Origin of the sequence: Xenorhabdus ishibashii, from assembly GCF_002632755.1 — a bacterium.
In the GTDB taxonomy this organism is placed as follows: Bacteria; Pseudomonadota; Gammaproteobacteria; order Enterobacterales; family Enterobacteriaceae; genus Xenorhabdus; species Xenorhabdus ishibashii.
Genome location: NZ_NJAK01000001.1, coordinates 1,330,199 through 1,351,644, shown reverse-complemented (window position 1 = coordinate 1,351,644; position 21,446 = coordinate 1,330,199). Strand labels below are relative to the sequence as shown.

23 protein-coding genes and 1 pseudogene are annotated in these 21,446 nt (G+C 40.4%); 6 read left to right on the top strand and 18 right to left on the bottom strand.

Annotated features, from left to right (window positions below; translation table 11 throughout):
- Window positions 1–120: 120 nt before the first annotated feature.
- The 5 genes from pyrB to Xish_RS06355 form a co-directional block, all read right to left on the bottom strand.
- The gene (pyrB, locus tag Xish_RS06380; RefSeq protein WP_099117180.1) at window positions 121–1,065 is read right to left on the bottom strand and encodes an aspartate carbamoyltransferase; all 945 of its coding nucleotides are present in this window, start codon (window positions 1,063–1,065) and stop codon (window positions 121–123) included.
- A gap of 298 nt (window positions 1,066–1,363) precedes the next feature.
- On the bottom strand, window positions 1,364–1,792 hold the full coding sequence (locus tag Xish_RS06370) for a carboxymuconolactone decarboxylase family protein (protein ID WP_099117178.1): 429 nt from the start codon (window positions 1,790–1,792) through the stop codon (window positions 1,364–1,366).
- 75 nt (window positions 1,793–1,867) lie between these two features.
- The gene (gene rnz / locus Xish_RS06365; protein WP_099117177.1) at window positions 1,868–2,785 is read right to left on the bottom strand and encodes a ribonuclease Z; all 918 of its coding nucleotides are present in this window, start codon (window positions 2,783–2,785) and stop codon (window positions 1,868–1,870) included.
- A 198-nt stretch (window positions 2,786–2,983) separates the two neighbouring features.
- Entirely contained in the window at window positions 2,984–3,376 is a 393-nt protein-coding gene (locus Xish_RS06360; RefSeq protein WP_099117176.1) for a type II toxin-antitoxin system VapC family toxin, read from the bottom strand.
- Complete coding sequence (locus Xish_RS06355) at window positions 3,376–3,639, bottom strand: antitoxin (protein ID WP_099117175.1); 264 nt, start codon at window positions 3,637–3,639, stop codon at window positions 3,376–3,378. Before Xish_RS06355 ends, Xish_RS06360 begins: the two co-directional genes overlap by 1 nt.
- A gap of 121 nt (window positions 3,640–3,760) precedes the next feature.
- Between Xish_RS06355 and Xish_RS19130 the strand changes: the two genes are divergently transcribed.
- Window positions 3,761–3,889, top strand: a complete 129-nt coding sequence (locus tag Xish_RS19130) for a hypothetical protein (protein ID WP_279625607.1) — start codon at window positions 3,761–3,763, stop codon at window positions 3,887–3,889.
- Between the two features lie 281 nt (window positions 3,890–4,170).
- Here Xish_RS19130 and Xish_RS06345 read toward each other — a convergent pair whose 3' ends face one another.
- The 4 genes from Xish_RS06345 to argF all read right to left on the bottom strand — a co-directional run bounded on the left by Xish_RS06345 (window position 4,171) and on the right by argF (window position 9,176).
- A complete protein-coding gene (locus tag Xish_RS06345; protein ID WP_099117174.1) occupies window positions 4,171–5,160 on the bottom strand; it encodes a D-cysteine desulfhydrase in 990 nt (329 codons plus the stop codon).
- A gap of 22 nt (window positions 5,161–5,182) precedes the next feature.
- Window positions 5,183–6,607, bottom strand: a complete 1,425-nt coding sequence (locus tag Xish_RS06340) for a Na+/H+ antiporter NhaC family protein (RefSeq protein WP_099117173.1) — start codon at window positions 6,605–6,607, stop codon at window positions 5,183–5,185.
- A 44-nt stretch (window positions 6,608–6,651) separates the two neighbouring features.
- Window positions 6,652–7,797, bottom strand: a complete 1,146-nt coding sequence (locus Xish_RS06335) for a trans-sulfuration enzyme family protein (protein WP_099117172.1) — start codon at window positions 7,795–7,797, stop codon at window positions 6,652–6,654.
- A gap of 365 nt (window positions 7,798–8,162) precedes the next feature.
- Entirely contained in the window at window positions 8,163–9,176 is a 1,014-nt protein-coding gene (gene argF, locus Xish_RS06330) for an ornithine carbamoyltransferase (protein ID WP_099117171.1), read from the bottom strand.
- 232 nt (window positions 9,177–9,408) lie between these two features.
- Between argF and rraB the strand changes: the two genes are divergently transcribed.
- On the top strand, window positions 9,409–9,831 hold the full coding sequence (rraB, locus tag Xish_RS06325; protein WP_099117170.1) for a ribonuclease E inhibitor RraB: 423 nt from the start codon (window positions 9,409–9,411) through the stop codon (window positions 9,829–9,831).
- Window positions 9,832–9,933: 102 nt separating this feature from the next.
- Here the strand turns inward: rraB and Xish_RS06320 are convergent, their stop codons facing one another.
- Together Xish_RS06320 and Xish_RS06315 are read right to left on the bottom strand one after the other, a co-directional pair.
- Window positions 9,934–10,437, bottom strand: coding sequence for a GNAT family N-acetyltransferase (locus Xish_RS06320; protein ID WP_099117169.1), 504 nt, complete (start codon window positions 10,435–10,437; stop codon window positions 9,934–9,936).
- Window positions 10,438–10,649: 212 nt separating this feature from the next.
- Complete coding sequence (locus tag Xish_RS06315) at window positions 10,650–11,210, bottom strand: Ail/Lom family outer membrane beta-barrel protein (protein ID WP_099117168.1); 561 nt, start codon at window positions 11,208–11,210, stop codon at window positions 10,650–10,652.
- A gap of 512 nt (window positions 11,211–11,722) precedes the next feature.
- On the opposite strand from Xish_RS06315, the pseudogene Xish_RS06310 reads away from it, so the two are divergent.
- A pseudogene (locus tag Xish_RS06310) lies at window positions 11,723–12,765 on the top strand (PrpF domain-containing protein).
- 55 nt (window positions 12,766–12,820) lie between these two features.
- Here the strand turns inward: Xish_RS06310 and Xish_RS06305 are convergent.
- Both Xish_RS06305 and Xish_RS06300 read right to left on the bottom strand, forming a co-directional pair.
- Window positions 12,821–13,210, bottom strand: coding sequence for a DUF4440 domain-containing protein (locus Xish_RS06305; RefSeq protein WP_099117167.1), 390 nt, complete (start codon window positions 13,208–13,210; stop codon window positions 12,821–12,823).
- Entirely contained in the window at window positions 13,210–14,592 is a 1,383-nt protein-coding gene (locus Xish_RS06300) for an MFS transporter (RefSeq protein WP_099117166.1), read from the bottom strand. The genes Xish_RS06305 and Xish_RS06300 overlap by 1 nt, the downstream gene beginning before the upstream one ends.
- 108 nt (window positions 14,593–14,700) lie before the next feature.
- Between Xish_RS06300 and Xish_RS06295 the strand changes: the two genes are divergently transcribed.
- Complete coding sequence (locus Xish_RS06295) at window positions 14,701–15,606, top strand: LysR family transcriptional regulator (RefSeq protein WP_099117165.1); 906 nt, start codon at window positions 14,701–14,703, stop codon at window positions 15,604–15,606.
- 169 nt (window positions 15,607–15,775) lie between these two features.
- On the opposite strand, the gene Xish_RS06290 is transcribed toward Xish_RS06295, so the two are convergent.
- From Xish_RS06290 to Xish_RS06270, 5 genes are all read right to left on the bottom strand, one after another.
- Complete coding sequence (locus Xish_RS06290) at window positions 15,776–16,762, bottom strand: methyltransferase (RefSeq protein WP_099117164.1); 987 nt, start codon at window positions 16,760–16,762, stop codon at window positions 15,776–15,778.
- 221 nt (window positions 16,763–16,983) lie between these two features.
- Entirely contained in the window at window positions 16,984–17,757 is a 774-nt protein-coding gene (locus tag Xish_RS06285; RefSeq protein ID WP_099117163.1) for an amino acid ABC transporter substrate-binding protein, read from the bottom strand.
- Between the two features lie 56 nt (window positions 17,758–17,813).
- Entirely contained in the window at window positions 17,814–18,578 is a 765-nt protein-coding gene (locus Xish_RS06280) for an amino acid ABC transporter ATP-binding protein (RefSeq protein ID WP_099117162.1), read from the bottom strand.
- Window positions 18,556–19,257 carry an amino acid ABC transporter permease gene (locus Xish_RS06275; RefSeq protein WP_099117161.1) on the bottom strand — a complete coding sequence of 234 codons (702 nt, stop codon included), beginning with the start codon at window positions 19,255–19,257 and terminating at the stop codon, window positions 18,556–18,558. The genes Xish_RS06280 and Xish_RS06275 overlap by 23 nt, the downstream gene beginning before the upstream one ends.
- 163 nt (window positions 19,258–19,420) lie before the next feature.
- Complete coding sequence (locus Xish_RS06270; protein ID WP_099117160.1) at window positions 19,421–20,188, bottom strand: amino acid ABC transporter substrate-binding protein; 768 nt, start codon at window positions 20,186–20,188, stop codon at window positions 19,421–19,423.
- 214 nt (window positions 20,189–20,402) lie between these two features.
- Between Xish_RS06270 and Xish_RS06265 the strand changes: the two genes are divergently transcribed.
- Together Xish_RS06265 and Xish_RS06260 are read left to right on the top strand one after the other, a co-directional pair.
- Window positions 20,403–21,110 carry an AzlC family ABC transporter permease gene (locus tag Xish_RS06265; protein WP_167383230.1) on the top strand — a complete coding sequence of 236 codons (708 nt, stop codon included), beginning with the start codon at window positions 20,403–20,405 and terminating at the stop codon, window positions 21,108–21,110.
- Window positions 21,107–21,439, top strand: coding sequence for an AzlD domain-containing protein (locus tag Xish_RS06260; protein WP_099117158.1), 333 nt, complete (start codon window positions 21,107–21,109; stop codon window positions 21,437–21,439). Before Xish_RS06265 ends, Xish_RS06260 begins: the two co-directional genes overlap by 4 nt.
- Window positions 21,440–21,446 lie beyond the last annotated feature (7 nt).

Below are 21,446 nucleotides of genomic sequence, written 5' to 3'. Positions count from 1 at the left end.
CAGGCTCGGTTTTTGAAGATAACAATGTATTCTTCATTAAAAACCGAGCTGGATAAAAATCTTTTCAAAGAAAGTACGATTATGATCAAGGAATAGTTTTCCCAATCATAATATTGATGCCTATTTATTTTCTATGACAACATCTTCATTCAATACCAGTGACAATAATGCCTGACGGGCAAAAATGCCATTTCCGGCTTGCTGGAAGTAGTAAGCATATGGTGTTTTATCGACATCCACTGTGATTTCATCGATACGTGGCAGCGGGTGCAGTACTTTCAGGTTTTCCTTAACATTCACCAGATCCGCCGCGCGCAGAACAAACTGAGCCTTGATATTGGCATATTCTGAAGGGTCAAGACGCTCTTTCTGGACACGAGTCATATACAAAATATCCAGTTCTGGCAACACATCTTCGAAGTTATTGTGGAGGCTGTAACTCACCTGTTTTTCTTCCAACATATGCAGGATATAGCTTGGCATTGCAAGTGCATCTGGCGCGATGAAACAGAAATGGTTGCCATTAAATTTTGCCAGAGCTTGTGTCAGTGAGTGCACGGTACGGCCATATTTCAAATCACCGACCATCGCAATTTTCAGGTTTTCCAGTCTGCCCTGAGTTTCCTGAATGGTGAACAGGTCGAGCAAGGTTTGGGTTGGATGCTGGTTTGCGCCATCGCCGGCGTTGATAACAGGGATCTGGCCGGAAAACTCAGACGCCAGTCGCGCTGCACCTTCCTGTGGATGGCGCATAACGATTGCATCGGCATATTGGCTGATAATGGAAATAGTATCCGCCAACGTTTCTCCCTTTTTACCCAATGAAGTATTACTACTGTCAGCGAAGCCCACGACGGAAGCGCCGAGTCGCTGAATGGCGGTTTCAAAGGAGAGACGGGTACGTGTGGAAGCTTCAAAGAAGCAACTCGCTATCACCTTGTGTTTCAGTAATTCAGTCTGTGGATTGGCTTTTAATGCAGCGGCCGTCTGCAATACCAGTTCCAGATCTGCGCGGCTCAGATCATTAATTGAAATGATATGCTTGCGATATAACGGATTAGCCATGTTTACGTTCCCCTTTTATGACTTATAGCCTTGGACTGGTAGGCAAAAAAAAGCCCCTCAATTGAGGGGCTTTTTAAATGTTCGGTTAAGCAATGGGAAAAACAACGCGTTTACGCTGCCAGCAGACAGAGCTTTGTTAGCTTGGTGTTTTCTAACAGCTTTTACAGCGCAATCTTTCATTTTTTCTCCCAGCAAATCGTCGCGCATTATACTCACGATAGCATTCATCGCAAGGATTGGCGGAAGAAATTTTTGTTTCAATTAATGCTCAGGCTAAATAGCCTGCATAATGCGGTGATTATTCGTTTCGATCACCTAAACTGACTGCCATTCTGTTAAGAGCATTCATTAAGGAGATAGTTGCTGTCAGGTCAACAATTTCTTTTTCTGTAAAAACAGCATCCAAGCGTTCTTTGATCTTATCCAATATACTTTGCCTAGGGTTTGTCGTTAAGGCTTCGCACCACTCTAATGCCAGTTTTTCTTTTGGGTTGTAGATGCTGGAATTGAACCATGCAGGTAACTTATCCAGTTTTACTTGTTCTATACCATGATCTTTGCGGATTGCTTCAGCATGAAGATGGCAACAATAGGCACAACCATTAATTTGAGATACCCGTGTTTCCACTAACAGAACAAGCTCTTGATCCAATTCAGAGGCATGGATTTCTTCATAGCTTTTATATAACGGGTTAATAATCTTAGGTGAGATTTTTGCGTAATTCATTTTTATTTCTTAAGTATTTTGTTGAAGGGAGTTAACCAGAAATAGGTGATATAAATCTATTTTTCTGCCTATAGTTTATTTAATAATAAATGTAGCAAAATCTGCGGCCAAATCAGTATTTGGAAATACTTCCCGACATTCAGCCAATAATCGCGGGCAATCCTCAACCCCATAGCGTCCGCTAATGTGCGTAGCGATAAAGTGTTTGACCTTGGCATCGCGTGCCAATGTTGCGGCTTGTTTAGTGGTGGAATGCCCACGCTCATTGGCTTTCGCGGCAAATGCATCTTCCAGCGTGATTTCATGTACCATCACATCAACATTGGCGGCCAGTTTCAGTGCTTCGGGTGTCGGTTCAGTATCCCCGAAAATAGCCAACGACTTGCCACGAACCGGTGTGCCTAAATAATCTTTGCCGCAAATCGTGCGGCCATCTTCCAGTGTTATTGTGCCGCCCTGCTTTAAAGCCTGCATCCACGGGCCACGGGGGATCTTATCCTGATTTAATTTTTCTGTATCAAATGCGCCGGATTTGTCATGCTCTTCAATACGGTAGCCATAGCATTCTACGCGATGATTCAAGGCATAAGCTGTGACCTTGAGTTCTCCATCATCAAACAGTTGTCCGGTCTGGACTTCGATAATTTCCAATGGATAGGTCAGGAAAGAACTGCTCAATTGCAATGTGGTTTCCACAAACTGACGTATCCCCGTTGGCCCATATAAGGTGAGGGGATCGGTAGAACCGCCCATCGAGCGGCTGCACAGTAATCCAGGCAAACCGAAGATATGATCACCATGCAGGTGAGTGATAAAGATTTTCTCCAGTTTAGATACCTTGATGGGAGAATGAAGGATCTGATGCTGGGTTCCCTCACCGCAATCAAACATCCACAGTGCGTTGCGGATACCCTGTAAATCGAGGATCAGGCTGGTGACATTGCGCTCTTTTGTGGGAATACCGGCGCTGGTGCCTAAAAATTTCAGCTTCATGTTGTTGTTCTCCGGTTTGTTGATTTCCAATTAATGTCTAATACTTTCCTAATAAAACCAGAACAGGGCAAGGTTGTTGGTTGATACGCCTATTTTCGGCGAATGTCGCCATCCGTATGAGTCGTAACGAGGTGAAAAAAGAGTCACCCGCTAGGGTGTAGATAGGTGGTTGGTTAAGTGGGATCGCGATCCCACTTGTCAATATTTACTCCAGTCTTCGACAGTTAAACCATGAACCATCTTAAATGCAGCATCATTAGTAACAACTGTCAGCCCTTTACTTAGGGCATGAGCTGCGATCAACTGATCCATTGTGCCCATAACACGACCAATTTGTTCCATCCTGACACGGAGTTCACCATAAGTTTTTGCAGCGGCACTGTCCCAATCGTAAACCGTTATCGATTCAATAAACGTGTTGACAATATTTTGTAGCTCCTTGTTTTGCCGTTTCACAATTCCATAGTGCAATTCAGCCTCAGTAATACTAGATATGCATATTCTTGACGGTGGTATTGTGCGTAATTTAGTGATTACTGCTGGATTTTTTCGAAAAATATAACTGACTGTGTTTGTGTCCAGCATATACATTAAAGAATTCCTTCAAATGGATCGCGTTTAGTTATGTCCTGATTGCGATCATTGACGTCTAAAAAATCATTTGGAACAGAAAAATTATTTAACATATTGAAAAATAGATCCCAGTCGTCATGTTTAGATTTGTTTTTCGACAAAATAATATCCCCATTTTTATCCTGGCGGATATAAACTCTATCAGTATCAAATTCAAACATGACAGGTAACCGAATGGCTTGATTACGTCCATTTTTGAAAATTTTCACAACTCTTTCCATAATTCACCTCTAAAATCAGTTGGCATATGTCAAAGCATATGTCAGCCTTAAGTACATGTCAAAGCGTCGGTAAAATTTAATGATCTGCTGCGAATTAAATGGGCAGAAAATGAGGCTGAATGTGATAAGCGTAAAGATAAGACAAGGATTAGTGGCAGGAACACGCCATTATGTGCATTTATCGGCGGAAAAATCCACGGCGAGTAAAGTGGGGGGAACGACACGGCAAAGCAATTATCCTGAACATTGAAGCGCAGTTGATGTATGAGCAGGGCTTCAAATTTCATCAGGCAGATAAAAACTGTACCCATTGAATATATAAGTGTTGTTTAGCATTTTCAGTGGTTATTTCCCATCTATTACGGCGTGAAAATGTCATTAAATGGATGAACCGCACGACAGGAGGATTATTTTTTCTATTTGCATTTAAACTTGTAATGAGTAATCGGCGATGATTTTGCCAAGTGTGAGCCACAATATCTCATTAAACTGGAAAAAACAGCTAAAAAGATAGCTGTTTTTTCTGTAAGACTATATTGCGCTTATAGAAGAATAAGCAAACAATGCAGGAGCCCCGCCCGTATGCACAAAAAGCAATGGTTTCCGGCTTTCAATGGTATTATTCAATACATTATCAATTAACCCAGCCATCGCTTTTCCGGTATAGACGGGATCTAATAAAATTCCCTCTTTTTGTGCTAATAATGTAATGGCATCTGACCCTTTTTTATTCGGCATGCCATACATAGGAGCGAAATAATTGTCCCACAAAAGAACATCTGGACAGGTTGTTTGGCCTAAGAGTGAGCTGATTTCTTGCTGTAATTGACTCACTTTCGGTGCTTGCTCGGTTGTAACTCGTGAGACAGTGACGCCAATAACCGGTGTTTGAGGGAGTACAGAATGTAACCCGATTGCCAACCCTGCATGTGTTCCTGCACTTCCAGAAGCGACAATCACGGCAGCAAAATCTACATCTTTTGGGCGCTGCTCGGCAATTTCTAATGCACAACGCACATAACCTAATGAACCAAGCGCATTGGAACCACCGACAGGAACAATATAAGCATCTTCAAGATTGAGTTGATCAATCAATTCCTCCATTTGCCTATTTGGATCGGTCAATTCATCACACATGACACATTGAGTATTGAATAACTCCGTCAATAGTTTATTACCATTATTGAGAAAATTACTATCCTGATTTTGGATTGGATTTTCTAATAAAGCAACACATCTTAGACCATATTTTGCCGCAATAGCCGCTGTTTGACGTACATGGTTTGATTGAATTGCTCCAGCGGTAACAATAATTTTAGCCTTTTTTTGTAATGCATCAGCAATAATATATTCCAATTTACGTAATTTATTCCCACCCATTGCCAAAGGAGTTAAATCATCTCTCTTAATATAAACATCACGCCCTAAATAGTGTGATAAATTCTCCAATTTATCCATCATGGTTGTATTTTTAATTAAATCGATGCGGGTAAATTTTGCTAAATTTTCTTTTAAAGACATATTATCCTCAGCGGAGTATGAATTAATAAGTAAAACCTAAATAAAGATAGATTACGAAGGCGAAACTTGCAGTAACCAACGCATATGGCATTTGAGTCCGAATATGCTCAATATGGTCACAATCTGTTGCCATTGATGCAACGATAGCATCGCTGGAAATTGGTGACGTCATATCACCAAAAATAGAACCGGCAACAGCAGCACCAATCATATACTCAGGAGGCATACCCACTGAAATACCTAGCTGTACCCCAATAGGGATCATAATTGCGAACGTTCCCCATGAGGTGCCCGTAGCCAATGACATGACGGAACTAATCAGGAAAATAAAACCGATGGAAAAACCTGCCGGAATGATACCAGAAGTCATTTGTGCAATATAGGCACCGGTATTTAAGTCAGCAGAAACGTTGCCCATTAAAAATGCCAATACCATGACAGAGCTTATTTTTATCATGCTGGCATAACCAATATAGAGCTCTTTAAAAAAGCTTTCGATAGTTAAAACGCGGCGTAATAAGAACCAGAAAAAAGAGACAGTGGTTCCAAACATAACACTCCAATAGATAGAGGTTGACCCACTGCCTTTACTAAAATTACCATCACCTGTGATATAGAGGGCAATGGGAAGCATTAATACCGTCGATAAAATAGGAATGAAAAAGTTTAATGAAGTATGGCAGTTGGGATGTTCAATAATATCATCACTATCTTCACTATGTTTGTCTTCAATATCACTATTTAAATGTTCATGTAAGGCTCGTATTTCTGCCGTTTTCATTGGCCCCCAAGAAACATTAGAAAAAATATAAAACAAGACAGAGGCCAGCGATAACCAAGCCATAATATTATAAACCATAGAACCCGCCAGAATATCAAATGGCTCGCCGCTGATTAATCCTCTGGAAATTTGCACACCGATAACACCCATCATTGCGGCACCCCAACCATTAATCATGGCAGAAGAACACACAGAAACGCAGGATGTCTGAATAATGTAAGACATTTTTTCTGGTGGAATACCGTAATTTCTAGCTAATTTTTTTGTTGATGCTCCAGCAATTAATTGGTTAATTGAGCTTTCAATGAAAATTAATGATGTAATTATCATTGCCAAAAATTGAACGGATTTTTTATTTTCAATAAGTTGTGTTTTATCCGTTAGTAACCGAACTAAGGATCGTACGCCACCTGTAACAACCACAAGCCGCATTATTCCACCAATCATCAACATAAATATGATGGTTTTTGTATTGCTTGAGGAGGAAAAGGTATCAATAATACCTTCAATAGTACCTTGTATACCCAAAATAATATGATGGTCATTAATGACAGTAAATCCGACTAATATCCCAAGTAGTAGAGATAATATAACCTGACGTGTAAATATAGCCAAAATAATTGTGACAACAGGAGTAATGATGGTCCAAATACCGTAATCATTCATTTTTTACTCACCTTATTTTTTGTTATTTTTTATACTAAGTAAATTTATTCTAATGCTTTTTCAAGATCAGCCAATAAATCGTGAATATCTTCAATCCCAACTGATAAGCGTAATACAGTATCATAAATACCAATCTCTTCACGTTCTTCTTTTGTCATTGAGCCATGTGACATCGTTGCAGAATGGTTAACCATACTTTCTACACCACCGAGAGATTCTGCTAAAACAAAATAGCGTAATTTGCTTAAAAATCTCTTTGTGTCTTCCAGATCGCCTTTTAATTTAATTGTAACGACAGCACCACCTGCGCGCATTTGCTGCTGGCAAATGGAATAATGCGGGTGAGTGGGTAAGCCAGGATAATAGACTTGTTCAATGTTTGGATGAGATTGAAGAAAATTGGCAACTTCAAGGGCATTAGCGCATTGTGCTGACATTCTTAATGCTAATGTCTTTAATCCACGTAGTGCTAAATAGGCATCAAAGGGAGACGCAATGGCGCCTGTGGTCGTTTTTAAGAAATCTAACCTATCAGCTAAATCATTCCGATGGGTAATAACCGCACCACCAATAAGATCCGAATGACCACCAATATATTTACTTGTAGATAGCATCACAAGATCTGCCCCTAATTCGAGGGGTTTTTGATTCCATGCGGTTGCAAATGTATTATCAACACAAGTTAAGAGATTGTAATTTTTCGCGAATGCACAAATACGTTTGATATCAACTAATTCTAATAATGGATTAGTTGGGCTTTCTATCCAAATTAATCGAGTATTATCTTTTATTTTAGATTCAACTTCAGTGAGGTTATTTAAGTCGACATAGTCAAACTGATGACCATTATTTTCAATCGCTACCCGTTCAAATAAACGAAATGTACCGCCATAAACCCCTTTCATCGCAATAATGTGGGATTCTTTAGGTAACAAGTTCAAGACTAAAGCCGCGGCTGCTACTCCAGATGCGGTTGCAGTTGCGTAAATACCATTTTCTATTTCGGCTAATAATGTTTCATAGGCATAACGTGTTGGGTTACTGCAACGAGAATAACAGTATTCACCATGTTCAGATAAATCTTTCTGTACAAAAGTACTGGCTGTTGTAATGGGTGGGAAAATAGCATGATTCTCTTTGTCCTGCTGTTTTCCGCCGTGGATTAATGCTGTGGCTATATTTTTTATCATTTTTGCAGTCCTATAAATTGGTTATTAATATTTTTTAAGAAAAACATTGCACTTTTTAGAAATAATATGGCATATGGAAATTGAAAAAATTTTCTAAAAAGTAACTAAATCTTTTCAATTTGTAGAAAAATTTTTCTTAAATATGTTATTTTTCATATTAATCAAATGGTTATGTTGTTTTTGTTTAATGTGATGACTATCAATATATTGGAAATTTGTGCATAGTTATATAACTATTTTTTGATTTTTAACTGAAAATCAATGAAGAATACCCAACTTATTTGGAGATACGGGAGCCAAGCAAGTTGGGTAAATTGGTATTGTGGTTTTTGCAGGACGAGCGGACGAAAAATATGAATCAACCATTACAACACGGGGTTTTCCACCAGCGTTGCTATCATCACTGCCTTAATGGTATGCATTCGGTTTTCAGCCTGATCAAACACAATACTGTGTTTTGATTCAAACACTTCATTAGTAACTTCCAAACCACCATATAAATTAAATTCCTCTGCCAGTTGCTTACCAAGTATCGTCTCTTCATCATGGAAGGCGGGCAGGCAATGCAGGAACTTAACTTCTGGGTTTCCTGTGTGTTTCACAACATCCATATTGACCTGATAGGGTTTCAGTAATGCAATTCGTTCTTGCCAGACTGATTTCGCTTCACCCATCGATACCCAAACATCGGTATACAGAAAATCGACTCCTTTTACACCTTGCGTAATATCTTCTGTCAAGGTGATCTGACCGCCAGTTTTTTCCGCCTGTTTTTGGCATTCTGTAACCAAATTTTCGTCAGGCCAGCAGGTGCTTGGAGCGATCAATCGGAGATCCATACCCGTCAATGCGGCTGCTTCCAGCAGGGTATTGCCCATGTTATTGCGGGCATCGCCTAAATAGGCAAATTTGATCTCAGAAAGAGGCTTTTGGCTGTGCTCTTGCATCGTCATTAAATCAGCCAAAAGTTGGGTTGGGTGAAATTCATCAGTCAGGCCATTCCAGACCGGAATTCCTGCGTATTGCGCGAGTGTTTCGACAATTTTCTGGCCATGTCCACGGTATTGGATACCATCATACAAACGCCCAAGTACCCGCGCGGTATCTTTAATGGATTCTTTGTGTCCGATTTGACTGCCATTTGGGCTTAAATAGGTAACATTGGCACCTTGATCATGAGCTGCAACTTCAAATGCACAGCGTGTACGGGTGGAGTCTTTTTCGAAAATCAGGGCAATATTTTTTCCGGTGAGTAAACGAGATTCTAAACCTGATTTTTTATTCGCTTTTAATGCATGAGAAAAAGTTAAAAGGGTATGAATTTCCGTTGGTGTAATGTCAAGTAATCTTAGGAAAGAACGCTGGAAAAAAGGATTCATTATGCATTGTCTCCATTAGTGCGATATTGAATTTATATTCACTATATATCGATAAAAAATTTAATTACAAGCTCTGTGTTCAGCGTTTATTGGAGTGAAGGCATTAATACAGGTTATAGATCAGCAGCTTAGTTATTCATTTCTTTTAGGACAAAATTGGATAGATATATCCTTTGTACATAAAAGATGGGAGAATGCAAAATAAGATAGCCAACTGACGGAGGGGATTGGCATGGCAGACCCACATGCTTTAGAAGAACAGTGTGAAGAAACTCGCTTGATCATCGAAGAATTATTGGAAGATGGCAGTGATCCTGATGCACTTTATATTATTGAGCACCATTTTTCAGCGGAAAACTTCGACCAATTGGAAAAGGCAGCCCTTGAAGCTTTCAGGTTAGGCTATGAAGTAACGGATGCGGAAGAACTGGAAACAGAAGATGGTGTTGTTTTGATGTGCTGTGATGTGATCAGCGAAAGTCGTCTGGAAGCTGAATTGATCAACGTACAGGTTGAGCAACTCATGGATCTGGCAGAAAAGATCGGTGTAAATTACGACGGTTGGGGAACGTACTTTGAAGATCCTAATGCGTCAGATGATGAAGATGACGGTGATCTCTTTCCCCCTGAGGACGATGAACCCAGACTCCATTAAAATTTTTTGAAGATTACGTCAAAAAATAGCGTTAAACCAAATGCCCCACTTAAACCGTGGGGCTGATTTATTATGAGAGCCTTTAATTGAAGGCTATTGGCGTTATAGCGCCTTGAGCATTCTGACTTCACAGTCGCTGTGGCCTGTATTGCCAAGAGGTTTATCAAGATGGTTAAAGCCCAGCTTTTCATACAAGGCAATGGCGGCTTTCAGGTTCTCAGTCGTTTCCAGATAGCAGCGTTTAAAACCCTGTTCTGTACCAAATTCAAGAGATTGCACCACGATTTGCTTAGCAATACCTTTTCCCCGCAGTACCGATGAAAGGTACATTTTTTGTAATTCGCAGGTATCACCATCACCACCCGTCAGCGGAGCAACACCGCCCCCGCCAACAACTTCGCCATCCATTTCAACAACCCAATAAGCGCTGCGTGGCTGGCTGTAAACTTCGTACAGGGTATCCAGAATTGGATCGGCGACGGCAAAACCTTTGTCTGCGGTTAAGCCATGCTCGGCAGATACTTCACGGATCACTGCGGCAATGCCTGCATTATCTTGTTGGGTGATGGGGCGAATAACGTAGTTATGTGTTGTTTTTGCTGTCATTATTTTCTCTTTATATTTTTATTTATAGGGAATTAAATAATACAGCATGAAATATATTAAGTTAACAAACCACAGAGGCGCTAAATGTGATTTTCATTAGATCGTAAGCAGGGATGCTATTGTGGTGGGTATAATTAGAACAACACCCTAAATATTTGTGTATCAGTTTGATATTTAGGGTGACGCGATGAAGGGCGTTTTAATGGATCACATTAGAAATGATAGCCAACACCAACTGTCCATGTGCCTGCTTTAGCCTGATCCAAAGTAGAATATTCGTAGGAAACATCAACAGCTATGCTTGAGGTCGGGTTAAATTGTAATCCTGCACCGTAGGCAACGGCTGTTCTATCTTTACTCACCTCTATGATTGGTGCAGTCAGATGATCTTCAATATTGGCTGCACCAATCAAGGCATAGGCGCTGATATATTCATTGAAGCGATATGTTGGACCTGCCATCAAGGACTTATAAGTAATGTCCTCGCTATGGGATTGCACTAAAGAAGGGGGGTAATATTTAATTCTCAGTTTAGTGTATGTGGTTGAACCGATAACCCCCCAATGATCATTAATTTCGTAACGGTATTTCAGGTTGAGACCTCTTGGATCTTTATTCAGATCCTTCAGATTCAACGTATCTCCCATAACTTCCATATCCATACTGCTTTGGGCATAACCTAGTGAAATAGTGTGTTTACCGCTTGCACTTGCTGTGAATGAAGAAACGGATAATCCAGCAACAATCGCTGAGGTCAATAGCGCTTTTTTCATTATAAGTATCTCTTTATTGTATAAATCGTGCGTCAATATATATAAATTTTGGAAAAAAACAATATAAAAAATAACGTTGCTAAAATAATTCACATCCAATAATCGGTCATGTATTTAATCTTAAGCTGTTAGTGGTACGCCTTTGCTGTTTTCGGGGTGAAACATGATTAGAGTTGATGTTTGCTGTTGTTATCGTCACAAATCAGGCGATGTAAAAAGGCAGGGTAAAGGAAAGAAGGCCACCCCCGTTATCGCGATGAATAGCGGTAGTATTCGCTAAACTAATAAATAGAATTATTGTTTATAGTTTGTTTGTTATTAATGTATTACATTTTATTTATATTATTTTCTTTACCACTTCATTAAAGATAATTTTATTTATATTTTTTATTTCATTGAGATACCAGGTGCTATAAATGCCATTTCAACGAATAATATTAAAATAAATTTTATTATATTAGAAATATGCACTCTTTCTATTGAAGAAAAACTAACTTAATCACAATAATTATATGAAAAAATTATCTTTTCCCATTCGAATTCCTCTCTATTATGTGAGGGTCGGAATTTCAACAGGTATCATTTTACTACAAAAACATTTACCAGAAAAAAAAGAGCTTAAGGAAGAGATTCTTAGACATATAATGGGAGTGCCCCTGAAAGGAAGAAATGAAAATAATAAACAACTACAGGGTTTAGGCAGGGGAATAACCACCAGCAACAAAGCCTTTATCATTGATATCGATTATCAATCTAAACAGGTGATAAGTACTTTTGCACAACTGGAAAAAGAGAGTAGTACCGTATCGTGGGAGATTAATTGCGGAAATATGACTTCATCAATACCCTTGGTGATAAGAGATCTTCCGGAAGAAAAATGGTTAATGCCTGATGGGAAATTAAGTGTTTTTAATACAAATACTAATAAAAATATTGTGTGCACGATGGCGAATGTAGTGCCTAAATACCAACTGGTACATATACCTGGCATTATTGGTGATTTCCCTGAAGTTAATGTGTCATTTGAAGATCCCGCATGTTCAAAAACAAAAGCTCTTTTTCCGACAGGGAACTTGATTGACAAAGTTAATAGTATTCCAGTTACTTGTATCGATGTTGCTGTACCAATGATTATTATCAACGCAGAAAGTTTAGGGATTACAGGTTACGAAAATCCCAATGAAATTAAGAATAATAAAGTATTACAAGAGAAAATTATGGAAATCAGGATAGAGATGGGGATATCAATATCAGGTATCTTACACCCAAAAGTGTTCATTTATCTATTGCAGTATCCGGTGGTTGTTGTTTAGCTGCTGCTTGCTGTTTCCCTGGAACTGTTGCCAGTCATATCTATTATTCTGATAGGATTGACGGCAACGCTACTGTACGGATTGAACACTTGTCTGGAATATCCGAGTTTAGTATCACCCATGATGGTGAGCATATAGCGTATGCGAGCGCGCAGAGAAATGCCCAAATTCTGATGAAAGGTGAATTTTTTATTTATAATCCCAGTGATGAATTAATTTTGTCGCAAGTAATACCGGATTAGAGACTGTCTAATATTTTGCCTGCTGTTCAGGAAAAGCAGCGCATAAATAGTTCATTTAATCTGGATTGTTTGGTTGTAATGTTTCGTGCAAATGAAGCCAGACTGGTGTATCTGCATGAAGGTTAAAGACAGCGGTTGACCAGCGAATTGTGGTCTCTTTGTCGGGTTCGGTCTGCTGTTCACGATATAAAATCACTGCCCCATTCTCCCACTCTTTCAAGACAAACAGCGAATCCACAACAATATGTAATCCCGGACGGCTTGCACGTTTAGCAATAAAAAAATGGCTCAGAGACTCATGATTAAGCATCGAGCCTGTTATCGTGATCATTGAATAATCCTGACTGAAACGGCCAAGGAGTGTTTGCACGTCACCTTCACCTTTGCCAAGCCAATTTTCAATGGCAACATGAGCCTCCAATATTTCATTAATATAATGGTTCATTAGCTATTCCTTTCTGATGGTAGAATATTAAGTTTTATGTTCCGATTATTGATACTCAAGCTGAGCAGGAGTGGAATAAGAGTACAGGCTGCTGCTGTATAAAACGTCCACATATAAGCTTGTCGCAGTGCGAGATGGCTGATAAGCAAATTGAATAACAGGCTCAACAACGCAACACCAAAGCAGAAACTCAGTTGACGGTTTATGTTCCACAATGCACTTGCTTCAGGCATGGCTGTGGCTGATACCTCAAGGAAAGCACTACTCTGGGCGGTGCTGCTACACAAACTCCCTCCCATTCCCATCAATGCAAAAGCCGTCACTAGCAGGTAGTTTTGCCCGTCGTGGGTTACCACCGAAAGTAACAAAATGCCTATCGCCTGTAGCAGACAACCAGTCATGATAAGTGGTCGTGGTCCCAAACGGTTAAATGTTTTGCCTGTAACAGTGATAGCTAGAAACGCAGCTAGTGACCAGGGAATCATTAATGCCCCTGTCTCAGCGGCGGACATACCGAGAAATGTCTGCAGATAAATGACGCCAACCAAGCTTACTCCCATAAACATGCCTGGCACGAACTGATAAACCAGCATTGAGAAGCGCATTAATGGGTCAGAAAGGAGATGAAAGCTGAAAAGTGGTGCAGAATGCCGACTACAGCGAATAATGAAAAAGGCCAACAGAATGATACCTGATAAGAAAAGTATCGTGCCTTTTGCAATGCTTCCCGCCTCACTCATTTTTGTCATTCCGAGTAAAATGAGAAATAGGCCAGCACATCCGATTACAAGACCAGAGAAATCGAGAGCTTTATTTTTTTCAGACGTGATCTCGTTTTGTAACCATCTGAAAGCCAGTATTAGTGTCAGCAGGGTTAACGGCAGACTGGCAAAGAACACCCAGCGCCAGTTGAGCGTTTGGACCAGCACACCACCCAAGGCAGGGGATAGTGCAGGGGCTAGTAGCGCTACCAACATAATTGCAGATGAAAGTTTAGCTCGCTCATGTTTTGCATAAAGCTGCCATGTCAATGCCTGACCGACGGGTATCAACAGTCCACCGCCCATGCCCTGCACAACTCGACAAAAAACCAACTCCTCAAGTGAATGTGCAAATCCAGATGCCGCTGTTCCCAGTGCAAATAAGGCTAATGACAGTAAAAACACCCGTCGGGCACCTGCACGCTGTGTCAACCACGCACTGAGAGGGATAATAAGCGTGAGTCCACATATGTAGCCATGACTGATCCATGCTAACTCTGCGACTGAAGCATGCATTTCCTTACCTATAGTGGGATAAGCAACATTAGAGATAAACATATTTACTAAGTCGAGGAAAAAGCCAAGAAGGTAAACGACCGCAACTTTACTACGATAATTCATACTCTCTTCCCTGTTAAAAATGAATAATATAATTCCGGTAATGGGAAGGATAAAGTGCTGGCACAATGATACACTGTCAAAAAATATTTGACAGTAAGTGGGATACTTATGCTCAATTTACAGCGTGTAGCAATGTTTGTGGCCGTGGTAGAGGCAGGGAGTTTCACATCAGCAGCCACCACGCTCAGACAAACGAAGGCAGTCGTTAGTTTTAACGTCCGGCAATTGGAGGCAGAGCTTGGTGTATCGTTGTTGCTACGCACTACCCGACGTCTGGCACTTACTCAAGCGGGGGAAGCTTTTTACTTGCGTAGTGTTCATCTTCTGAAAGAAACAGAAGATATTGTGAACGATGTGCAATTCAGTCATAGAGGATTTGGTGGTGAGTTACGAATAACCAGTACACCAGAATATGGCACTACAATGATCATCCCCGCTTTAGTGGCATTCGGGCAGGCACACCCGGAGCTGAGTATTCGCCATGTTTCGTCTTCCTATCATGCCGATCTTATTTCAGAACACTTCGACGTTGCCATTCGTCTTGGTAAATTAGCTGATTCCAGTTATCACGCTGCGCTAATAGACAACTTTTCAATAATTCCAGTGGCTGCGCCGAAATGGATTAAAGATAACCCGATAGATTCGCTTAATACATTAGGTGAGGCGGAATGGGTTATTCACACTCGTCTCCAATCCCCTTTACGCTGGCAAGTAACAGATCCTAAACAGCAGAAGATAGATTTTTCCATCACTGGCCCCGTCAGGTTTTCAACTGACAGCGCTTCTGCGCTGATGAGTTTCATTCTGGAGGGCTGTGGTGTTGCTCTGTTACCAGAGTGGCTCGTCCGACCCGCTCTAGCAAACGGGGAACTGCAACATTTGCTGCCCGATTACCATTTCCCTTTGCAGGGTGTGTATGCGGTTTATCCTAATACCCGCCATGTCTCCGCTAAGGTACGTGCTCTGATTGATTTTCTTCAGAGATGCTCAAGGGATTGGTCTACTAAAAACTGATAAATTCTGGTTTGGACGCGAATATATTACAAGGTTCAGGTTGTAGCCGATGGACAGCAGTAAGGTACTCTGACACATGCCCTGAAACCAGACCGTTTGGCGTTTCTGGTGTTGACCTGACCCTAGCGGGGTGGTGGTCGGCTGCACCCTATTTTGCCCAGAGCTCAGGTTATTGAGATTTTATTTTTTGCATTTCAATAATATATTGGCTGCCCCCCGTTAGGGAGAAATTCAAGTTGTATGTATTTGTGATAGAAAGTCCAGCCTGTTTTGCTATGGATTCAAATTCTGATTGATACCGTTCTTTGCCTGATAAAAGGGTATCCATATGTAAATCAAATGATTCTGCATCTGCATCATTTTGATCTTTAAGCATATCGATAACATATAGAACGGAATCTTTATTCATTGCTTTATGGCAGGTTTTGAGAATATCAATAGCCTGATTATCTGGCCAATTGTGCAAAACATTTTTTATGCAATAAGCATCATATCCTGATGGAATAGAGGAAAAGAAATCGCCATTGATAAAAGTAATACCTTTTGATTCTTGCTTAGTAAAATTATATTGATCCATAACGTGACACTGGATATGTGGATAGTGAATTTTTATATTTTGAGCTAAAGAACCTTGGCCTCCTCCTATATCAATGATTGAATAAATACCGTTTAGAGGGAGGATTTTAATAATATGTTTATTCATTGCATCGGTAATTTTTGTCATTAAATTATCAAAATTTGTTTTGAGGGGTTTATTATCTTCATGATTTAAATAATCAAAAAATTTCTCATGATGGCTAAGTTCAAAAGCGGATTTGTTATTTATTTCACTTAAAGATGCCCTGTATTGTGACCAGGCGCTCCAACAGGTTGGGCTTAATTCAAATTTTATATGTAATGTTTCAAGGCTGTTTGGATCACTTAGTGATGAACATTGCTCAGTAAGGTAAAATTTATCATCTTTTTTTGTTAACACATTAATTGATTGCATATAATTTAATAGCCGATGGAATCTATCCTGAGAAACATGGCATAGTTGAGCAAGTTGTTCTACCGTCTTGCCATCTTGGGTACTTAAATATAGTGGTGCTTTGCTTTCTACAAAAGCAAACAGTGCCTTAGATTTACGATACGCAGTAGTCAGTTCTGATAGCATTATTTATTTTCCTTGTTCAAATTTGCTAAACAGTTTCTTTTTTGCAGATGAATGATAATAAATTTAATCATAAACCTTTATAGCGTTTGGTTAAATGTTTTAGTGTATTTAAATATATTAATTATTAATAAATGATGAGGGTTTGTGAAGGTGGCATTATTTTTTAATATAAATAAGGCGGTGTTATAAAAATACCACCTTATTCTAAAGCAAAGAAAAATTTATTTGGAAATATCCACGCCAAAATATTTCTCAGAGATACGGGCATATGTACCGTCATCCTTTATCTCTTGCAGGGCTTTATTAACTGCTTCCAGTAACTCAGCATCTCCTTTACGCAGTAAGACGGCTGATTGACTCGCATCGGTTTGCTGGGCAACAATTTTTACTGGCGCATTAGGGCGCTGTTTTTTGAAGTCAAGGAATGACAGGCGATCATTGAGTGTGGCATCAGCGCGTCCGGTAGCGACCAGATCAATAGCCTGATTAAAACCATCTGTACTGACCAAACTCGCGCCGTAAGACGTTGCCAGTTGCCCGTAATTGCTGGTCAGTGACTGGGCTGAACGTTTGCCTTTAATATCCGCGAAAGTCTTAATATCACTATTATCGTTACGGGCGATCAACACAACCTGAGAAGTTGTATAAGGAATGGAAAAACTGTATTTCGCTGCCCGTTCTGGGGTGACACCAACCTGATTGATAATAGCGTCAAAACGTTTAGCATCCAGTCCGGCAATCAAACCATCCCACTTAACTTCCATAAATTCAGGTTTGACATGCAAACGCTGGGCGATTTCCCGTGCGATATCCACGTCAAAGCCGACTAATTTATTACTGGCATCGTGATAGGTAAAAGGAGGATAAGTGCCTTCCGTGCCAACCTTAAAGACACCAGAGGCTTTTATGGCATCAAAATCTTTGCCGGCATAGCCAGGAGCCGAAATAGCAAGGACAGTCGCACTCGCCAGTAACAGACTCAAAATTTTTTTCATTGCGTTTCTCCAGGTAACTGTGTTTCTCAGAATAAATAATGTACCGTGACTGCTCGCTATATTTCCCAGTCTGGTAAGGTTTCTGTCAGGGTTGAGATAAACTCGACAGTACGTACCTTATCAGGGCGGGTAAAGATGGTTTTTGCCGTACCTGATTCAATAATCTCGCCAGATTCCAGAAACACGACATCATGAGCAAGATTGGCAGCCAGACGCAGATCATGCGTTGCCATTAACATGGTGGTGCCTTCTCCTGCCAATTGTTTCAAAACTGAGACGACTTCTTTGGATAATTCAGGATCAAGTGCCGATGTTGGCTCATCGCATAGAAGCACTTTGGGGGAAGGTGCCATCGCTCTGGCGATTGCGACACGTTGCTGCTGGCCGCCCGACAGTGTACTCGGCCAAACATCAGCTTTGTGGGATAACCCGACTTTTTCCAGCAACTCCAGCGCCCGTTCTCTGGCGCGTTCGCGAGACCATTTTTGTACCCAAATCAGCCCTTCCATAATGTTTTCAATCACCGTGAGATGCGGGAAAATCTGGAAATTCTGGAATACCATGCCAGTTTGCAGACTAAAACGCTGGATTTCCCGATGTGGTAATCGCTCTTTAGCAGTAAAGATGATCTGCTCTTTACCGATTTCCAGCTTGCCAGCTTGTGGGATTTCCAACAGGTTAATACAACGCAGCAAGGTGCTCTTTCCGCTACCGGAAGGGCCAATAAGTGCCGTCAGGCTGCCTTCCTTAATGGTCAGGTTAATATTTTTCAGCACCTTCTGTCCGTCGAAACTTTTTTCAATGTTGGTAAGCTGAATCATCTTTGGCTTCCTTATTACTATTTTGCTGGGTAAATTTCTTTTCTAACCGGACTTGCAGTGCTGACAATACTGAACTTAAGAGCAGGTAGAGAATGGCGGCTTCGGTATACAGGATTAACGGTTGATAGGTGACGGCAGCGATGCGTTGTGCTGCCAGAAACATTTCTGGCACGGTAATGACGGAAGCCAGAGAGGTATCTTTTACCAGCGAAATAAAGGTATTGGATAAGGGAGGAATGGAAACCCGCGCTGCCTGTGGCAGGATGATCCGGTGTAGTGATTGCCACCAGCTCATACCGATAGAGTGTGAAGCTTCCCATTGCCCTTTGGGAACAGAAGTGAGGGCAGCACGGATCACCTCTGAGGTATAGGCACCGACATTCAGGGTAAAGCCGATCACGGCGGAGGTGAATGCTTCTAAAGTAATGCCTACACTGGGTAGGGCGTAGAAGATCAGGAATAACTGAACCAACAGAGGCGTACCGCGGATCAACCAGACATAAAACCGAACGACAGCAACCAGAGGTTTAGGGCCATATAGCCTGATTAAAGCAACGATAAACCCCAATGAGATCCCAAGTGCAAACGTAATCAGCGTGAGGGGAATAGTGAATGTCAGGCCGGCGTAAATCATCGGCCATAGGGAATCCAACGCTAAATCGAGCCATGATGGGGTCATAAAACCTTCCTGATAGATATTAAAAATATGTTTATTCTTTATGTGGTTGTTTTAATGATGATATGGCAAGAAAAGGTGAACGCGATATACAATAAAGTTATAGCTTAGAACCTGAAATAGGCATTAAGGGCCTATTCCATTAAGCCCTTGTTTTAATGATTGGTCAGTTGTTTTCAGCGAAATATTTATCCCAGATACGTTGATAAGTACCATCCGCTTTTATTTCAGTAATGGCTTTATCTACTGCGGTTTTTAATTCAGTGTCGTTCTTACGCAACAGCACGGCAGTTTGTGCTGCACGGGTATCTGCGGCAACAATTTTTACCGGAGCATCCGGGCGATGTTTTTTGTAATCGAGGTAAGAAAGTTTATCGTTGATGGTGGCATCAGCACGGCCTGTACTTACCAGATCGACTTCCTGATTAAAGCCATTAGTACCGATAATATCGGCGCCATAATGTCTGGCGATCTGGGCAAAGTTATTGGTCAGGGTATGTGCCGATTTTTTCCCTTTTAAATCGCTAAATGTCTTAATATCGTTGTTATCTTTTTGGGTAATCAGTACGGCTTCTGAAATAACGTAAGGTAAAGAGAAACTGTATTTTTTCTCACGTTCCGGTGTAATGGCGATTTGGTTCATCACGGCATCGAAACGTCCGGCATCAAGCCCACCAATCAAGCCATCCCATTTGCCTTCAATAAATTCAGGCTTCGCTTTCATGCGCTGAGCAATTTCACGACCGATTTCCACATCAAATCCGGTCAATTTTCCAGAAGCGTCATGATAACTGAATGGGGCATAGGCACCCTCAGTCCCAATCCTGAATATTCCCGTGGAATGAATATTATCAAGAGTAGATTGTGCATAAACGAAGTGGGTGACACCCAATTGAATAATACCCGTTAATAATATATTGAGTATGGCTTTCATGTTATCTATTTCTCCGAGGGAATTATTATTTTTAAAATTATTTTTACTATAGCGGTAATATCATAAGCTTTATATATAAAATAAAGTTATATCATATCCTGATGTCATTTCTAATCAATAAGGTTTATATTGATTATGGTTTGATTATATTTATTATTATGAAATGTATCGATATCTCAGCCACCCTAAATATAACGTTAAATATAGGTGCCAAGTGTTGAATTCACTCTTTCGGAAAGGCATGGTTGATTCTTTGCCTGTTTGTATCTCTTTTTTCCTTATTTTTACTTCGATTGGTGCTCTTTATCAAAGTCACGGTATTCCATTAATGGAAACGTTAGTCGGATCATTGTTGATATATGCTGCACCATTACAAGTCGCTGCGGTGGGTTATCTGACTGATGGGGCGATACTTTCTGTTATTATTCTGGCCTTGCTGATCAACTTCCGCTTTTTCTTGATGGCAATGGTGATGTCACAATATTTTCATGGCATCCCTAAGCGAAATATTTTGCTGTCGATACTGGGATTTAGCGCCAGCACTTATAGCGTGACGCATTCACATCTCTCTGCGGAGAATATCACAGATGGAAAGTCCCAATTTCATTTTTATCTGGGCGTTGCAATACCCTGTTTTGTGATTACATTTTGTGCCACTTTGCTGGGGTATATTTCGGCTGAATATCTGGATTATGGTTCCCTTTCGCTGTTCCTCGTGATGTTGGTTCCCATCCATTTTGCTTCCTTGACTGCCAAGCGTTCGGGTAAGGATATGTCGGTTTTGGCGACGGTAATGGGGGGGATTTGCGCACCGTTATTGAATGAAATGGATATGAAATTAATGGATCTGGCAGTCCCTGTTTTATGCGGAATAATGATCGCATTCATTGAACGGAAAATCAGAAAGGATAGAAGATTATGATGCTGTTGATCGTATTGATGGGATTAATGAGTTTCATATTAAGAATAGCTCCTTTTTTAATAAATAATAATCGCTGGTTTAAGAGGAAAGGGTTACTGATTATTTCGCTGGATTATGCTGTCTGTTTTATTCTGGGAACGATTATCGTGAATATTTCATTGAATAATTCATCCTTAAGTGAATTAATTGAACATTTTAATATTAAATATGTTTTCGCATTGATTACGGTAGTGCTTGCCTATTTTATCAGTAAATATACACTCTCAATATTAAAGAGTTTGGTGCTTTCCCTGCTATTTTTTATGTTGATACAGTGGTTGTTTAATTAGAAAACAG

Excerpts from the sequence above, each read along its gene's own strand:
- pyrB (WP_099117180.1), bottom strand. The coding sequence starts at position 1,065 with ATGGCTAATCCGTTATATCGCAAGCATATCATTTCAATTAATGATCTG.
- Xish_RS06370 (WP_099117178.1), bottom strand. The coding sequence starts at position 1,792 with ATGAATTACGCAAAAATCTCACCTAAGATTATTAACCCGTTATATAAA.
- rnz (WP_099117177.1), bottom strand. The coding sequence starts at position 2,785 with ATGAAGCTGAAATTTTTAGGCACCAGCGCCGGTATTCCCACAAAAGAG.
- Xish_RS06360 (WP_099117176.1), bottom strand. The coding sequence starts at position 3,376 with ATGTATATGCTGGACACAAACACAGTCAGTTATATTTTTCGAAAAAAT.
- Xish_RS06355 (WP_099117175.1), bottom strand. The coding sequence starts at position 3,639 with ATGGAAAGAGTTGTGAAAATTTTCAAAAATGGACGTAATCAAGCCATT.
- Xish_RS06345 (WP_099117174.1), bottom strand. The coding sequence starts at position 5,160 with ATGTCTTTAAAAGAAAATTTAGCAAAATTTACCCGCATCGATTTAATT.
- Xish_RS06340 (WP_099117173.1), bottom strand. The coding sequence starts at position 6,607 with ATGAATGATTACGGTATTTGGACCATCATTACTCCTGTTGTCACAATT.
- Xish_RS06335 (WP_099117172.1), bottom strand. The coding sequence starts at position 7,797 with ATGATAAAAAATATAGCCACAGCATTAATCCACGGCGGAAAACAGCAG.
- argF (WP_099117171.1), bottom strand. The coding sequence starts at position 9,176 with ATGAATCCTTTTTTCCAGCGTTCTTTCCTAAGATTACTTGACATTACA.
- rraB (WP_099117170.1), top strand. The coding sequence starts at position 9,409 with ATGGCAGACCCACATGCTTTAGAAGAACAGTGTGAAGAAACTCGCTTG.
- Xish_RS06320 (WP_099117169.1), bottom strand. The coding sequence starts at position 10,437 with ATGACAGCAAAAACAACACATAACTACGTTATTCGCCCCATCACCCAA.
- Xish_RS06315 (WP_099117168.1), bottom strand. The coding sequence starts at position 11,210 with ATGAAAAAAGCGCTATTGACCTCAGCGATTGTTGCTGGATTATCCGTT.
- Xish_RS06305 (WP_099117167.1), bottom strand. The coding sequence starts at position 13,210 with ATGAACCATTATATTAATGAAATATTGGAGGCTCATGTTGCCATTGAA.
- Xish_RS06300 (WP_099117166.1), bottom strand. The coding sequence starts at position 14,592 with ATGAATTATCGTAGTAAAGTTGCGGTCGTTTACCTTCTTGGCTTTTTC.
- Xish_RS06295 (WP_099117165.1), top strand. The coding sequence starts at position 14,701 with ATGCTCAATTTACAGCGTGTAGCAATGTTTGTGGCCGTGGTAGAGGCA.
- Xish_RS06290 (WP_099117164.1), bottom strand. The coding sequence starts at position 16,762 with ATGCTATCAGAACTGACTACTGCGTATCGTAAATCTAAGGCACTGTTT.
- Xish_RS06285 (WP_099117163.1), bottom strand. The coding sequence starts at position 17,757 with ATGAAAAAAATTTTGAGTCTGTTACTGGCGAGTGCGACTGTCCTTGCT.
- Xish_RS06280 (WP_099117162.1), bottom strand. The coding sequence starts at position 18,578 with ATGATTCAGCTTACCAACATTGAAAAAAGTTTCGACGGACAGAAGGTG.
- Xish_RS06275 (WP_099117161.1), bottom strand. The coding sequence starts at position 19,257 with ATGACCCCATCATGGCTCGATTTAGCGTTGGATTCCCTATGGCCGATG.
- Xish_RS06270 (WP_099117160.1), bottom strand. The coding sequence starts at position 20,188 with ATGAAAGCCATACTCAATATATTATTAACGGGTATTATTCAATTGGGT.
- Xish_RS06260 (WP_099117158.1), top strand. The coding sequence starts at position 21,107 with ATGATGCTGTTGATCGTATTGATGGGATTAATGAGTTTCATATTAAGA.